The 14,161-nt window shown below is 54.6% G+C and carries 14 protein-coding genes; 11 read left to right on the forward strand and 3 right to left on the reverse strand.

Going from position 1 to position 14,161, the window contains the following annotated elements; genetic code table 11:
* Positions 1-3 precede the first annotated feature (3 nt).
* Together MKX63_RS12070 and MKX63_RS12075 are read left to right on the forward strand one after the other, a co-directional pair.
* Positions 4-849 carry an ABC transporter ATP-binding protein gene (locus tag MKX63_RS12070; protein ID WP_341017298.1) on the forward strand — a complete coding sequence of 282 codons (846 nt, stop codon included), beginning with the start codon at positions 4-6 and terminating at the stop codon, positions 847-849.
* Positions 846-1,556, forward strand: a complete 711-nt coding sequence (locus tag MKX63_RS12075; RefSeq protein ID WP_341017299.1) for an ABC transporter permease — start codon at positions 846-848, stop codon at positions 1,554-1,556. Before MKX63_RS12070 ends, MKX63_RS12075 begins: the two co-directional genes overlap by 4 nt.
* A gap of 118 nt (positions 1,557-1,674) precedes the next feature.
* Here the strand turns inward: MKX63_RS12075 and fabV are convergent, their stop codons facing one another.
* Positions 1,675-2,865 (reverse strand): enoyl-ACP reductase FabV, encoded by a 1,191-nt coding sequence (gene fabV / locus MKX63_RS12080; protein WP_341017301.1) that lies wholly within the window; start codon positions 2,863-2,865, stop codon positions 1,675-1,677.
* Positions 2,866-3,058: 193 nt separating this feature from the next.
* Here fabV and MKX63_RS12085 point away from each other — a divergent pair, with 193 nt between their 5' ends.
* The 9 genes from MKX63_RS12085 to yajC all read left to right on the forward strand — a co-directional run bounded on the left by MKX63_RS12085 (position 3,059) and on the right by yajC (position 12,575).
* Positions 3,059-4,300, forward strand: a complete 1,242-nt coding sequence (locus tag MKX63_RS12085; protein WP_341017302.1) for a serpin family protein — start codon at positions 3,059-3,061, stop codon at positions 4,298-4,300.
* A gap of 37 nt (positions 4,301-4,337) precedes the next feature.
* Positions 4,338-5,135 carry a BofC C-terminal domain-containing protein gene (locus tag MKX63_RS12090; RefSeq protein WP_341017303.1) on the forward strand — a complete coding sequence of 266 codons (798 nt, stop codon included), beginning with the start codon at positions 4,338-4,340 and terminating at the stop codon, positions 5,133-5,135.
* Positions 5,136-5,650: 515 nt separating this feature from the next.
* Positions 5,651-6,154 (forward strand): crossover junction endodeoxyribonuclease RuvC, encoded by a 504-nt coding sequence (gene ruvC / locus MKX63_RS12095; RefSeq protein ID WP_036690559.1) that lies wholly within the window; start codon positions 5,651-5,653, stop codon positions 6,152-6,154.
* A complete protein-coding gene (gene ruvA / locus MKX63_RS12100) occupies positions 6,151-6,774 on the forward strand; it encodes a Holliday junction branch migration protein RuvA (RefSeq protein ID WP_341017304.1) in 624 nt (207 codons plus the stop codon). Before ruvC ends, ruvA begins: the two co-directional genes overlap by 4 nt.
* Positions 6,775-6,805: 31 nt before the next feature.
* A complete protein-coding gene (gene ruvB, locus MKX63_RS12105; RefSeq protein ID WP_036732369.1) occupies positions 6,806-7,813 on the forward strand; it encodes a Holliday junction branch migration DNA helicase RuvB in 1,008 nt (335 codons plus the stop codon).
* A gap of 95 nt (positions 7,814-7,908) precedes the next feature.
* Positions 7,909-10,011, forward strand: coding sequence for a SpoIID/LytB domain-containing protein (locus MKX63_RS12110; RefSeq protein WP_341017305.1), 2,103 nt, complete (start codon positions 7,909-7,911; stop codon positions 10,009-10,011).
* Positions 10,012-10,028: 17 nt separating this feature from the next.
* Positions 10,029-11,057 (forward strand): tRNA preQ1(34) S-adenosylmethionine ribosyltransferase-isomerase QueA, encoded by a 1,029-nt coding sequence (gene queA, locus MKX63_RS12115; RefSeq protein ID WP_341017306.1) that lies wholly within the window; start codon positions 10,029-10,031, stop codon positions 11,055-11,057.
* A gap of 21 nt (positions 11,058-11,078) precedes the next feature.
* Positions 11,079-12,215, forward strand: coding sequence for a tRNA guanosine(34) transglycosylase Tgt (gene tgt / locus MKX63_RS12120; protein ID WP_341017307.1), 1,137 nt, complete (start codon positions 11,079-11,081; stop codon positions 12,213-12,215).
* A gap of 45 nt (positions 12,216-12,260) precedes the next feature.
* The gene (gene yajC, locus MKX63_RS12125; RefSeq protein WP_341017308.1) at positions 12,261-12,575 is read left to right on the forward strand and encodes a preprotein translocase subunit YajC; all 315 of its coding nucleotides are present in this window, start codon (positions 12,261-12,263) and stop codon (positions 12,573-12,575) included.
* Between the two features lie 88 nt (positions 12,576-12,663).
* Here the strand turns inward: yajC and MKX63_RS12130 are convergent, their stop codons facing one another.
* Both MKX63_RS12130 and MKX63_RS12135 read right to left on the reverse strand, forming a co-directional pair.
* Positions 12,664-13,488: a phosphatase PAP2 family protein gene (locus MKX63_RS12130; protein ID WP_341017310.1), complete on the reverse strand. Its 825-nt coding sequence runs from the start codon at positions 13,486-13,488 to the stop codon at positions 12,664-12,666.
* Positions 13,489-13,602: 114 nt separating this feature from the next.
* Positions 13,603-13,995, reverse strand: a complete 393-nt coding sequence (locus MKX63_RS12135) for a TIGR04086 family membrane protein (RefSeq protein WP_341017312.1) — start codon at positions 13,993-13,995, stop codon at positions 13,603-13,605.
* Between the last annotated feature and the right edge of the window lie 166 nt (positions 13,996-14,161).

Consider the following 14,161-nt stretch of genomic DNA (forward strand, 5'->3'; position numbering starts at 1 on the left):
GAGATGGCGGTTATTCAGGTAGAGCAGGTCCGCAAGACCTTCGGGGCGAGAGATGCGCTGACAGAGGTGTCCTTCAGTATTCCAAAGGGGGAGATTTTCGGGTTCCTCGGTCCGAGCGGTGCAGGGAAAACCACCTTGATTAAGATTCTGACTGCACAGCTGAAGCCGTCAGGCGGAGCGGCCAAAGTATTCGATCAGCCGGCAGAGGCGATGCAGCAGTCGGCCCAGAAGATGCGTTTTGGCATTCTGACCGATAACAGCGGCCTGTACGAGCGGTTGTCCATAGAGGAGAATCTGGAGCTGTACCGGAAGCTGTATGAGCTTCCCCGCTCTGCGGTGGATCAGGTGCTGCAGTTCGTTAATTTGAGCAGTGAGCGCAAAAAGAAAACAAATACGCTGTCCAAAGGAATGCGTCAGCGGGTGATGCTGGCCTGCGCCATTATCCATGAGCCGGAGCTGCTGTTCCTGGATGAGCCGACCTCGGCACTGGACCCTGTGAATTCAGCGCATATCTATAAGGGCTTGCGTTATCTGAATGAGAAGGGCACGACCATCTTCATCACCACGCATGATATGGCGGAGGCAGAGCTGCTCTGTAACCGTGTGGCGATTCTCTACCAGGGACGCATCCAGACCATCGGCTCTCCGCGGGAGCTGAAGCGGCAGCACCGGGAGAACGTGATCCGGGTGGAGCTGACCAGCGGAGAGGCTCATGAGCTTCCGGTGGACGGGGATACGGCGGACCGGATCGCGGATTGGATGAAGCGGGGGCTCATTGAGCGGGTAGAGACGAAGGAACCGAGTCTGGGTGATATTTTTATCAAAATGACGGGAAGTGAGCTGCTATGAACATCTCCTATAAGCGGGCCGGCGCGATCTTTGTGAAGGATTACAAGGAATTCTCGCGCAATTATGCGCTATCCATTATGCTGCTGTTTCCGATTATGTTTGCGCTGCTGTTCAAAAGTGCAGGTACATCCTTGCCGGGAGCCGCCGGACTTCTGTTCAACAGCTCGTTTGTGCTGCTGACCTGCTTCGCTCAAGCCTGCCTGATTGCGGAAGAGAAGGAGCGTAACACGCTGCGGTCCCTTATGATGACTCCGGCTACTACAATGGATGTGCTCATGGGCAAAAGCAGTCTGGTCTTTGTCATGTCAGCGGTGGTTCTCACCATCACTGCCTTGTTATTTGGCTATGAGCCTGCAAATATAGGGGCATTTATAGCCGCGATCGTGCTTTCCATTGTACTCTACACGGCAGCCGGGACGATCTGCGGTCTCTATTCCAAAACCTTGCTGGATGCGTCCTTATCGATCATCCCGGTAGCCTGCATCTTCATGGGTGCACCGTTGGTAGCAGTATTGGCGAAGGATTATCCAGTATTAGGAGTGCTGGACTATATGCCAAGCAGCCAATTAATACATTTGCTGAACCTGAGCCCTGCCGGTTATCCGGCAGCAGAGGTGTGGTCGCCTCTGCTGATTATTGCGGCATGGACAGCTGTGCTGACGCTTGTGTCTGTAGTGCTGTACCAGAAGCGGCTCCGCGACGAATAGACTGGCGGTGCTGTGCGGATTATGGCGCAGGCCGCGCCGAAGGCTGGATAGAACGCCAAGAAAGCCGCTCCCGGGAGGGGGCGGCTTTCTTGCGCTGCGTACAGCAAACTTCAAGCTTTTACACCATATTAGGAATCTCTACGGCAGGGTCTGTCTCCGCTTCATAGTCTACGCCTTCGGTACGGAAGCCGAACAGATGGAAGAAGTCGTCCTGATAGCCTGCCAGATCCGCCAGCTCAGGCACATTACCCGTCTCCAGCTCATTCCAGCGTCTCATGACCTCGATCTGCACATCCTCGCGCATCTCCCAGTCGTCAATGCGGATCAGGTGGCTGCCGTCCGCAGCGGCTTCACCGCCGTTATACAGATGGTCCGCGAACAGACGGTACATCTGCTGGATGCAGTTCTCGTGCAGCTCCTTCTCCTTCATGACTCTGTACAGGGCAGAGATATACAGCGGCACTACCGGGATCGCCGAGCTGGACTGGGTAACCAGTGCCTTATTCACGGATACGAAGGCCCGGCCCCCGGTAGCGGAGAGCTGCTCGTTCAAGGCAATAGCGGTCTGCTCCAAATGGTTCTTCGCCTGGCCGATAGTTCCGTCCTTGTAGATAGGATGCGTAATCTTGGGGCCGATATAAGAGTACGCTACGGTAGTTGCTCCATCTGCAAGCACACCGGCCTCCTGCATCTGGCTGATCCACATGCCCCAGTCTTCTCCGCCCATCACGGCGATGGTCTGGCGGACTTCATCCTCTGTAGCCGGTTCAATGGTAACGGTGGTGACCTCTCCGGTATGGAAGTTCATCGTCTTGTTCGAATAGGCTTGGCCTACCGGCTTAATTACCGAGGAGAACAACTCCCCGGTTACCGGATGGGTGCGGCGAGGGGAGGCCACGCTGTACACGACCAGATCAACGGTGCCGAATTCGGCTTTGATCAGCTCGATTGTTGTGGTCTTGATGGCGTCCGAGAAGGCATCGCCGACGATGCTGAAGGATTTCAGCCCCTGCTTGGCTGCTTCACGTTCAAAGGCAGCAGAATTGTACCAGCCTGCGGAGGCGGTGCGGGTGCCTTCAGCAGCCTTGTCGAAGAAGACGCCGATGGTGTTCGCGCCCGCGCCAAAGGCAGCGGCAATCCGCGAAGCCAGTCCATAGCCTGTGGAAGCGCCGATGACCAGCACGTTCACCGGGCCGGTAAGCTTCTTTTGGGAACGTACATAATCAATCTGTTCCTGTATTTGTCCGGCACATCCCTCCGGGTGAGCTGTTGTGCAGATAAAGCCGCGTGTTTTTGGCTGAATAATCATCAAGGATATCCCCTTTGTTTTAGTTTTTAACTTTTTTCGTTAATATAGAGTATAGCAAATGATGGCATAGAAAGATAAGCCTTCAATATAACGAATAGCAATTTTGTAGGCCTGCCGCTAATAATTTGCAACTTTTCCCAATCCGCAGCGTCAGTGGATAGAGAGGCTATGGAGAATTCGGGGAGGGCTTGGCATGGGCAAAAGATTATCCGCACTTATACTAACCGTGCTGCTTTTGGGCGGCTGCAGTGGAGGAGGTTCGGGCATGAATTACACGGAGAGACAGGCTGCCGCAGCAGAGCTTGATCCGGCTCTGGCTGAGAGCAGCAACCAATTGGGCGTGAAGCTGTTCAGCCAGTTATGGAAGCAAGGGGGCGGGAACCTGACGATATCCCCTTACAGTGTAGCTGCCGCTCTGGCCCTGGCCTATAACGGCAGTGCCGGAGAGACGGCAGAGGAGCTGGGGAAGCTGCTGGGCTATGCGCCGGGCGAACGGCAGAAGCTGAATATCGGCCATCAGTCATTAATGAAGCTTTTGAATCATGGAGAACCGGGCATGGAGCTGAAGATCGCGAATTCGGTCTGGGGTATGAAGGGCCTGCCGCTGCGTAAGGACTACCTGGGGACCGGTAAGGATTTCTATGATGCACAGATTAACACTACGGATCTGGCTGCAGAGAAGTCTGTGAAGGAGATTAACGGATGGGTGGCAGACCATACGGGGGATAAGATTCAGGAGATGCTCACGGAGCCGCCCGGACCGCAGGCTGTGGCCGTCCTTGTCAATGCGCTGTATTTCAAAGGCGGCTGGACCGATGTGTTCGAGGAAGAGGCTACGAAGCAGGCGGACTTTTATCCACCGGACGGACCGGCAGTGCAGGTGATGATGATGAAGCGGGGCGGAATGTTCGAGTATGCAGCGCATGAGGATTGGCAGGCGGTAAAGCTTCCCTACGGAGAGGGACAGCTGGAGATGGTAGTGGTTCTCCCGGGTGAACAAGCTTCGCTCGCGGAGCTTGTGAGTCATCTGGAGCAGGGGACTCTGCCTCTGGATGAAGGGTTCTCCAGTACCCCGGGGACGCTGCTGTTGCCAAGATTTACGGCCAGCTATGGGACAGAGCTCTCCAAGGCGCTGCAGGCGCTGGGCGTGAAGCTGGCTTTTGATCCGAACCGGGGCGATTTCTCCCTTATGGCGGATCTGGACGACCCGATATATTTTGCACAGGTCATCCACAGAACCTATATCGATGTGAACGAGCAGGGAACGGAGGCAGCGGCCTCTACTCTAATTCAAATGGATGCCGGAGCAGCGCCTCCAGCAGATAAGCCCTTTGAAATGAATGTTAACCGGCCGTTCCTGTACGCTATCCGGGACACGCAGACCGGAGTCGTGTTGTTTCTTGGAGCAATTGAGAATCCGCAGCGCACGGATTGAATCCGCCCTGGGATGAATTTCAAGCATTTACGCATAAATGATCCCTTCACAGGTCACAATAGGAAAAAACCAGAATGAAGGGATTAACGTGAATGCTTTTCGCCTGAAAAAACAACTGTGGCGGCGGTGGAGACGCTGGAAAAAAGCTCCCTGGGTAGGTGCGGCATGCCTCGTGCTGACGTTGCTCGCCTGGCGCGGCATGCAGGTTCCGGAAGAGATCAGCACGCTGCTTAAATCTTCGTCATTCCTGAGCGGCAGCGCAGGGCAGAACCTGGAGCCCGGAAGCAGCTTGCCGGCTGTAGCCGCCGTATATAACCATACAGACGATGATACCGGAGAGGATGCCGCCGTGATGAACAGTCAGGAGCTGCTGAAGGCTGTGGGCAAGGAAGCCATTAGCAGAACGGTGCATCTCAGGACCCTCTTTGTAGCTGGTGAAGAGGTGCAGACCCTGCCCGGCAAGCAGACCCCGGCCCAGCTTAACGAGCTGATTGTCCGCCATGCGGGCTGGAGCGGCAGGATTAGCCGGGAAGGAGACCTGTGGCTGGAGCAGCGGGTCAATGACCTGTCGCCGCTGACCAAGAAGGAAGCTTACTTCGGGGTGGACGAGCAAGGCAACCTGACTTTGTTCCAAGGACCGCCCGAGGCGGAGCGGGTCATGAAGACCTTTTTCCAAATGGACATGGGCTCGATTAAATCCTCTTTGCCCAAGGGCATCTGGGAGCAGCTTCATCAAGGCATCCGGGTGCAGGATCTGGAGGAGTACAACAGCGTACTCTCCACCTTCAGCGACTATGCGCGTGATTCCTCGGAACAGGTGATGCATCCGGAGTGAGGGAGACTATAGAATTAGCGGCAGCATGAAGACCCGCGGCGCGCAAGTGGCCTGCGGGTCTTTTTGTGCGGGGAATGAAGGGGATAAATCCCATACGTGATGCAGAAAGTGGGCTGAATGAGTAAATGAGAGGGATAAATCCCTCTGGTGATGCAGAAAGTAGGCTGAATGAGTAAATAAAGGGGATAAATCCCATAGATTCGGCTGAAAGAGGGGCAAACGTGAAATTTAAAGGGATAAATCCCATACGGTGCGCCAAGTGCGCCTAAAGGATCGTAGCGAGGAGCATTAGTACACCTGAATTCACCAGAAACGGGCCAACTGAGCAAACGAGGAGCATTAGTGCCCCTGAATCTCCTGGGCCCTGACATGTAGACAAACAATAGCGTTACAAATCCCCGGGGACAAACTTTTTGTCTCCCGGGGAATTTTTTTTGCTATAATGGGTGGAAGGAATACATATGTTCGCTTTAGGGCCGGATTATCCGCCCGGGCATAGGGGAGAGAGATGGGTCTTGCGCATTTTGGGGATTGATCCGGGGCTGGCGATTGTCGGCTTTGGCTTCGTAGATAAGGTTGGCAACAAATTAACACCCGTCCAATACGGCTGCATCCAGACCGAGGCACATACCCCGGAAGAAGAGCGTCTGCTGCATGTCTATGAAGGCATGGTACAGCTGATAGATAAATATAAGCCGGATGCGGTAGCGGTAGAGAAGCTGTTCTTCAGCCGCAATGTGACCACGGCTCTGCCGGTGGCGCAGGCACGCGGGGTGCTGATTCTGGCAGCCGTGCAGCGCGGGCTTCCGGTGGCAGAGTACACCCCAATGATGGTGAAGCAGGCTGTGGTCGGTTACGGCAAGGCGGAGAAGAAGCAGGTGCAGGAGATGGTCAAGCTGCTGCTCAAGCTAACGGCTGTGCCGAAGCCCGATGATGTGGCGGATGCGCTGGCGGTAGCGGTATGCCATGCCCATTCCGTGAGTCTTAATTCCAAATTAAATGAGGTATTGCGAAAATGATAGATTTTCTTAGAGGGCCGGTTGCACATTTGGAGCCGGAATATGTTGTGCTGGATGTGCAGGGCGTAGGGTACCGGGTATTCTGCCCGAACCCGTATGCTTTTGCCAAGACTGAGGGTCCGGTGACTGTGTTCATTCATTATCAGACCCGCGAGGATGCTACGCTGCTGTTCGGATTCCCGTCACGTGAGGAGCAGAGGCTGTTCCGCAAGCTGATTGAGGTATCGGGCATCGGCCCGCGTGTCGCGCTGGGCATTCTGACCGGCGGAACGCCGGACCAGCTGATCGCGGCGATCTATCAGGAGAATATCACCTTCCTGACGAAGCTGCCGGGGATCGGCAAGAAGACGGCGCAGCGGATGATTCTGGATCTGAAGGACAAGCTGGACGGCTTCGGCGGGGCAGCCTTGCAGACGGGATTGTTCGCAGTGGCGGCTGAAGCGCAGAGCAAGGCAGAGGCGCTGCCGTGGGAAGAAGCCCGGGATGCGCTGAAGGCGCTTGGTTACACCGATGCCGAGCTGGACCGGGTGCACTTGAAGATGAAGCAGGAAGGCACGGACACCGGACCGGTGGATGTGCTGATGAAGAAGGCGCTGGGGCTGCTGTATATCGCCAAATAGGATAGGTCCCTGAAGAACGGAGTGAGGAAGAATGGATGACCGGATTATATCGGCTAATCTGATGATGGACGAGCAGGCGGTGGAATTAAGTCTGCGCCCCCGTTATCTGGGTGAATATATCGGCCAGAACCAGGTGAAAGAGAACCTGAAAATATATATAGAAGCGGCCAAGATGCGCAGCGAAGCACTGGATCATGTTCTGCTCTACGGACCTCCGGGTCTCGGCAAAACGACGCTGGCCAATATTATTGCCAACGAGCTGGGAGTCAATCTGCGGACCACCTCCGGCCCGGCAATTGAACGGCCCGGCGATCTGGCGGCGCTGCTGACGAACCTTCAGGAAGGCGATGTGCTGTTCATTGACGAGATCCACCGTCTGCACCGGACGGTGGAGGAGGTCATGTATCCGGCGATGGAGGATTTCGCGCTGGATATTATGATTGGCAAGGGGCCGAGTGCAAGGTCGGTCCGGCTCGATCTGCCGCCCTTCACGCTCATTGGGGCGACGACACGCGCGGGACTGCTGTCTGCTCCGCTGCGTGACCGCTTCGGAGTGGTCAGCCGGCTGGAGTATTACACCATCGATGAACTGAGCTTCATCGTGGCGCGCAACGCTGAACTGCTGGGCATCGAGATTCTGGGCGATGCAGCGGAGGAGATTGCCCTGCGGGCCCGGGGGACGCCGCGGATTGCCAACCGCCTGCTGAAGCGGGTACGCGATTACGCCCAGGTCCGGGGCGACGGAATCATCACCCCGGAGATTGCCGCCGAATCGCTGAAGATGCTCCAGGTGGACCCCCGGGGGCTGGACAGCATCGACCATAAGATGCTGCAGTCCATGATCAGCTCTTTCCGGGGCGGGCCTGTCGGACTGGATACCATCGCCGCTACGATAGGCGAAGAGAGCCAGACCATTGAGGATGTATACGAGCCTTATCTGCTGCAGATCGGTTTCTTGCAGCGTACGCCGCGCGGCCGCATTGTTACGCCTGCGGCGTATCACCATCTGGGCCTTCCGCTTCCCCCGCAGCAGAACTGATTGCTGAGAAGCCTGCCCATAGTACAACATCTTGCGTAGGATCTGGGCTACAAACCAAAGTTGATTAATCACTAATACTTTATAGGAGGCCTACAATGAAACTTGCGAAGTGGACAACAACAGGAATCGGGCTGCTGGGCCGGGGGGCTCTGGCTGCATTGCTTGCAGCAGGCAGTCTGCTCATTCCGGCAGATCACGCCCGCGCCGATTCCGGCGGGCCTATCCGGGTTGCACTGTATGCCGACATTGGCAGCAAATATAAATCTACCGTACCGCTGGTAACCCTGCAGTCCGAGCAGAGCTTCAGCCTGCTTCCGGCAGCCGGCGGCAGCTCGTTATTGTCGGTTCCGGCCCAGAATAAGGTCCGTGTCAGTCTGGACGGGTTCCGGGTGAAGGTGCTGGAGACGCCAAGCTGGCAGACCGCTGCGGATGCGGCGAAGAAGCTTCAGTCTTCTTCCAATAAGCCGCAGATCTTCATGGCTGCAAGAGGCGGAGCTAAGGTATATCAGCTATATACCGGAGGCTATGCCAGTGAGAGTGCAGCCAATAACGGGCTGAACGCAGTCCTCAAAGCCGGTCTGGCGATTCCTGAGGGGCAGACACCGGCGGTGGCCGGAACCAAGCATCTGTCTGCGGGCTCCTACGCTACACTTGAGGAAGCCCAGGCGGTAGTGAGCAGTCTGACCACTGCCGGCTTAGATGCCTGGCCGGTATTCATATCCGGTGAGGGCGGCAGTGCGCGGACCGAGGTATGGGTAGGCGAGGCTTCAAGTGACAGCGAGCTGGCAGCGGTCTCTGCTTCGGCAACTGCGCTGCTTCCTCAGCTTGCTTTGACGCCTGTGGCTCCGGGTGCACCGGGAGTAATGATCCGCATGGACGCAGGGCTTGATTTCAACAGCGAAGTCCAGGCCTTTCATTATCTGTTATCCGGAAGTAACGCAAAGTTCATTTTGTCCGGCAATGATAAGGGAATTATGCTTACAGAAAGGTCCAAGCGGATCTATCGCGGCGATATGGAGCTTGGCAATCTGAATGGTTCATTGTCAGTCATTAACGTGGTTCCGCTGGAGCAATATCTGTATGCCGTAGTGGGAGGAGAGGTATCCTCTAGCTGGCCGGAAGAAGCGCTCAAGGCCCAGGCTGTAGCGGCACGCAGCTACGCGTTGTCCCAAGGGAACCGTTTTGATGTTGCCAATGTGGTGGATACAACGCTCAGCCAGGTCTATAACGGAATTGGTGCAGAAGCACCCACTATCATCAAGGCAGTCGATGCAACCGCAGGTGAAGTGCTGCAGAGCGGCGGCAAGGTCGTAGAGGCGGTATTCTCCTCGAACAGCGGCGGCGTTACGGCTGACCCGTCGGAAGTATGGAACAGCGGCGGCAATTATGCCAGTGTGGCCAGCGCAGAGGATGTGGCTGCGGTGGGTTCGGCCAAGAAGTGGTACTATGTACTGCTGGACAGCGGCGTTTCCGGCTATGCCCGGGAAGATAACATCAAATTAACAGGCGATAAGACAGCCGCAGGGCTCTCCATTGCCACAGCCACAGCCAAGGATGTGAATATCCGGCCACTTCCTGTTGTTGACAGCAGTGCTGCTCCGGCAGGCAAGCTGAATCCCGGCCAGAACGCCGTCGTGCTGAATCAGGTCTATGAATCTGGAAGCTACAGCTGGATTAAGGGGCCGTATTCTTCAGCAGAGCTGCTGAAGAGCCTGGCCGGCAAGACCAGCGGCACTCTGCCCTCTTCCATAACCACTCTGGAGGTTACCCGGCGCGGACCATCGGGAAGAGCAGTGGAGGTCAAGGCGAACGGCCAGATCCTGCAGGTGAAGTACCCCGATTTGTTCCGTTCCTCCTTCGGCGGATTGCCCAGCACCTTGTTTGATATTGTACCTGCCGGAAGTTATACTGTATTAGGCGCTGACGGCTCTACAGCTGCTATCGGCAGAACAAGCTCGGCCGGAGTGCTGTCTGCATCGGGTCAAGTGACGTCCAGCGGAAGCGGAACGGTTGTAATGGGCGCGGATCAGACCGCAAGAGTCGTCACTGGCAGTCCGGGCTTCTATTTCATCGGCTGGGGTTACGGGCACGGACTCGGCATGTCCCAATGGGGCGTGAAGGGAATGGCCGACAAAGGGTATGATTATAAGCAAATATTGCAACACTATTTTAATAACGTTACTATAATTAAGAATTAAGGAATGAAGATCCTATTATGAATGTTGAACTTTATGATTTCAATCTGCCGGAGGAGCTGATTGCCCAGACTCCGCTTGCCGACCGCAGTTCATCCAGACTGCTGCTGGTAGACAAGGAGAATGGACAACTGGACCACGGTCATTTCACGGATATACTGGGGCAGTTCCGCCCGGGAGATACGCTTGTACTTAATGATACACGGGTTATTCCCGCCAGACTGTTCGGAGTCAAGGAAGATACCGGAGCCAAGGCAGAAGTCCTGCTGCTTAAGAATCTGGAGGGTGACCGCTGGGAAGCGCTGGTGAAGCCCGGCAAGAAGCTGAAGACCGGAGCGGTCATCGTCTTCAGCGAAGAGCTTCGTGCCGTGATTGAAGATGAGGCGGATATGGGCGGGCGGACACTCCGCTTCATCTATCAGGGGATTTTCCAGGAGATTCTGGACAGGCTCGGCTCCATGCCGCTCCCTCCCTATATCAAGGAAACCCTGGATGACCGTGAGCGGTATCAGACCGTGTATGCCCGGCATGAAGGCTCAGCGGCAGCACCGACAGCCGGATTGCATTTCACCACAGAGCTGCTGGAGCAGATTGCAGCCATCGGTGTGAATATCGTCTATATCACACTTCATGTCGGTCTGGGGACTTTCCGTCCAATGTCTGTTGAGACCGTGGAAGAGCATGTCATGCATGCCGAGTATTTCGAGCTGTCCCAGGCTGCGGCAGATGCGCTTAATGAAGCCAGAGCAAGGGGCGGAAGAATAATAGCTGTAGGCACAACCTCCTGCCGGACCCTGGAGACCGTAGGGAGACAATGCCAGGGCGGGCCGGTTGAGGCATGCAGCGGCTGGACGGATATTTTTATCTATCCGGGTTATGAATTCACTGTTGTTAACGCACTGATCACCAATTTCCATCTGCCCAAGTCAACCTTGGTCATGCTGGTAAGCGCTTTGGCTGGCCGGGAGCTGATTCTCGCTGCGTATGAAGAAGCGATTAAGCGTCAGTACCGGTTCTTTAGCTTCGGCGATGCAATGTTCATTTATTAAGCAAGAGGAAGGGTTAAACTAATGGCAGCCATCACTTACGAACACATTAAGACCTGTAAGCAATCCGGGGCACGGCTCGGAAGAGTCCACACCCCGCACGGAATTATTGAGACACCTACGTTCATGCCGGTCGGCACTCAGGCTACTGTCAAGACGATGAGTCCTGAAGAGCTTAAGCAGATGGAAGCGCAGATTATTCTGAGCAATACGTACCATCTGTTCCTTCGTCCGGGACATGAAATCATCGGCGAAGCGGGCGGCCTGCATAAGTTCATGAACTGGGACCGCCCGATCTTGACCGACAGCGGCGGCTTTCAGGTATTCTCCCTGAGCGATATGCGTAAGATCACCGAGGAAGGGGTTCATTTCCGCTCCCATCTGAACGGGGACAAGAAGTTTCTGTCTCCCGAAGTCGCTATGGAGGTCCAGAATGCGCTCGGTTCCGATATTATGATGGCCTTCGATGAATGCCCGCCTTATCCGGCAGAATATGAGTATGTGAAAAAATCGCTTGAACGCACCACCCGCTGGGCCGAACGCTGCCTCAAGAGCCATGCCCGTCCAAATGACCAGGGGCTGTTCGCCATCGTGCAGGGGGGCATGCATGAGGATCTCCGCCGCCAGAGTGCGGCTGATTTGACTTCCATGGATTTCCCGGGGTATGCTATTGGGGGACTCAGCGTCGGAGAGTCCAAGCAGCTTATGTATGAAGTGCTGGATTACACGGTTCCGCTGCTGCCGCAAGGCAAACCGCGCTATTTGATGGGCGTAGGTTCACCGGATGCGCTGCTGGAAGGGTCAATCCGCGGAATAGACATGTTCGACTGTGTTCTGCCTACCCGCATTGCCCGTAATGGAACAACGATGACCAGTCAGGGGAGACTCGTCGTGCGCAATGCGCAGTATGCCCGTGATTTCGGGCCGCTGGACCCGGAGTGTACCTGTTACACCTGCCGGAACTATTCCCGTGCTTATCTGCGTCATCTGATCAAGGCCGACGAAACCTTCGGCTTGCGGCTGACAACGTACCATAACTTACACTTCCTGCTGGAATTGATGCGTAAAGTGCGTGAAGCCATCATGGAAGATCGGCTGCTTGATTTTCGCGATGAGTTTTTTGCACAATACGGATTATATGATAATCTAAAAGGCTTCTAGAGCGTACGGAGTGTTCATGTTTATTCTTGAAAGGGGGGAAATGATATGTCACAATTTTATATGGCAGCAGGTTCAGGCGGCGGAGGCAGTATTCTGGGTCTAGTAGGTCCTTTTGTACTGATGTTTGTCGTGTTCTACTTCCTGCTGATTCGTCCGCAGCAGAAGAAGACCAAGGCACGCAACGGAATGCTCAAAGCGCTGAAGAAGGGCGATAAGGTAGTTACCATCGGCGGTCTGCACGGAACGATCATGGAGATTTCGGATGACATCGTTATTCTGCGGGTTAATGATGTGACCCGATTGACGTTTGACCGGGGCTCGATCAGTCACGCGGTTGTGGAAGTAGAAGACAAGATGTAATAGTCTCTCTGCCAAATTACATAAAAATCGGCGTTTCTCCTAGGAGAAAACGCCGATTTTTTTATATAATGCTTATCAATTGCTGGCACTACCGTGTATTCGTGACCCGGCCCCGTACTCTAAGGCCCTGTTCCCCGCTGCGCAGGGTAAGCTTGGCAAGCGGTACGGCGATAGCCGTGGACAGCACAGCCAGCAAAGTGCCGCCAATCATGTCGGTCAGCCAGTGAATGCCAAGATAGAAGATTCCAAACACGATAATAACAGCTGAGATTGTACTGATCACCATCCAGCGGCGGTTGCCGGAGCGGTAAGCGAGCAGGGCCATGGATACGGAAATAGCGGTATGCAGGCTCGGGAAGCAGTTATTGAGACCGGATAGCGGCCGGTATTCCTGTTCAAACTTCGGGAAAACATCAAGCATGACAAACCGTACCCCTGCAGGCGCATAGGACCATACCTCGTTAACCGGAAAGTACAGATAGAACGGAATAGCGATAGCATAGGTTAAAATAATGGTGTAGCAGGTCGCATAGAGGATCACACGGTTTTTGTCCAGCAGATAGACCCCGAGCGAGGCCGCCAGCACGGCCTGCAGCATGAAGATATAGAAGAAGACAATTACCGGTGTCAGCCAGGGAGCGTAGAATAGCTCTTGAACCATCCGGACGAAATGCCCCTCCAGGCCGAAGATAAAGCCGGTGTAATCTGCGGTCAGCCGCATCTTCTCTTCGATCTGCAGCTCATATTTATTCAGGGCAAGAATGCTGAACATTCCTATAATAATGAGTGTAAATTTATAGGACCGCAGCAGCTCTCTCCCGATTTCAACTAAGGCCATCAGCGGATTGCGCCCTGCGCCGATCCAGATTAGGATTACAACAATGGCTACGGTATACACAACTACAAGATTCATGGACTGGTACAGCAAAGCATTCGAAGCCTCCTTGATAATCACTCTTATGAAGTCAGATATAGGTAGTGTACCATATTTTCAAGGGAAGGTTTCAAATTTTGAAAATTATATTAATTAGGATTTTTGTAAATTAACTCCAAACATTCCTCCAAGTGCGCTGATGCCTGCAGCCGCCAGAACCCACAGGAAGTCCATTCCTCCCGGTGAACTGTCAAGCGCGAGAAATCCGATCAGGAGCACAGCCAGTCCGTATAACATGCCTGTGAGTCCTCCTTGGTACCAGCCTCTGCGGATGGCTCTGCTGCCTGCGGTGAGGCCTCCGAATGCGGCAGCGACGCCGTGTACAATGTAGGTGTACATCGTGAGGTCCTGTTCCTGCAGTCCGCTGCCCCAGAGCAGGAGGGAAAGGATGAACGCACCCAGCATCATCCACAGGAACGAGCGGATTAAACCCGATAATACCGGACTAGATATTTTCCATGAGAATAGACGCCTGATCAGAGACATGGTAAAACCCCCTAAAAGTTTGTTAACCAAGATACTAATTATTGTATGGGGAGGCTTGCCCCAATAGTACAAGAATAGGCGGGATGACTTTTACCAGTAATTAAGCAGCAGCTTTCCGAATGTTCCCTAGGAGGTCAGGTCAGAATAGGGTTACATTAATCCGCCT

Origin of the sequence: Paenibacillus sp. FSL R7-0179 (assembly GCF_038002265.1) — a bacterium.
Lineage (GTDB): Bacteria > Bacillota > Bacilli > Paenibacillales > Paenibacillaceae > Paenibacillus_AQ.

Coding starts and splice junctions, on each gene's coding strand:
- MKX63_RS12070 (WP_341017298.1), top strand. CDS start 4: ATGGCGGTTATTCAGGTAGAGCAGGTCCGCAAGACCTTCGGGGCGAGA.
- MKX63_RS12075 (WP_341017299.1), top strand. CDS start 846: ATGAACATCTCCTATAAGCGGGCCGGCGCGATCTTTGTGAAGGATTAC.
- fabV (WP_341017301.1), bottom strand. CDS start 2,865: ATGATTATTCAGCCAAAAACACGCGGCTTTATCTGCACAACAGCTCAC.
- MKX63_RS12085 (WP_341017302.1), top strand. CDS start 3,059: ATGGGCAAAAGATTATCCGCACTTATACTAACCGTGCTGCTTTTGGGC.
- MKX63_RS12090 (WP_341017303.1), top strand. CDS start 4,338: ATGATCCCTTCACAGGTCACAATAGGAAAAAACCAGAATGAAGGGATT.
- ruvA (WP_341017304.1), top strand. CDS start 6,151: ATGATAGATTTTCTTAGAGGGCCGGTTGCACATTTGGAGCCGGAATAT.
- ruvB (WP_036732369.1), top strand. CDS start 6,806: ATGGATGACCGGATTATATCGGCTAATCTGATGATGGACGAGCAGGCG.
- MKX63_RS12110 (WP_341017305.1), top strand. CDS start 7,909: ATGAAACTTGCGAAGTGGACAACAACAGGAATCGGGCTGCTGGGCCGG.
- queA (WP_341017306.1), top strand. CDS start 10,029: ATGAATGTTGAACTTTATGATTTCAATCTGCCGGAGGAGCTGATTGCC.
- tgt (WP_341017307.1), top strand. CDS start 11,079: ATGGCAGCCATCACTTACGAACACATTAAGACCTGTAAGCAATCCGGG.
- yajC (WP_341017308.1), top strand. CDS start 12,261: ATGTCACAATTTTATATGGCAGCAGGTTCAGGCGGCGGAGGCAGTATT.
- MKX63_RS12130 (WP_341017310.1), bottom strand. CDS start 13,488: ATGAATCTTGTAGTTGTGTATACCGTAGCCATTGTTGTAATCCTAATC.
- MKX63_RS12135 (WP_341017312.1), bottom strand. CDS start 13,995: ATGTCTCTGATCAGGCGTCTATTCTCATGGAAAATATCTAGTCCGGTA.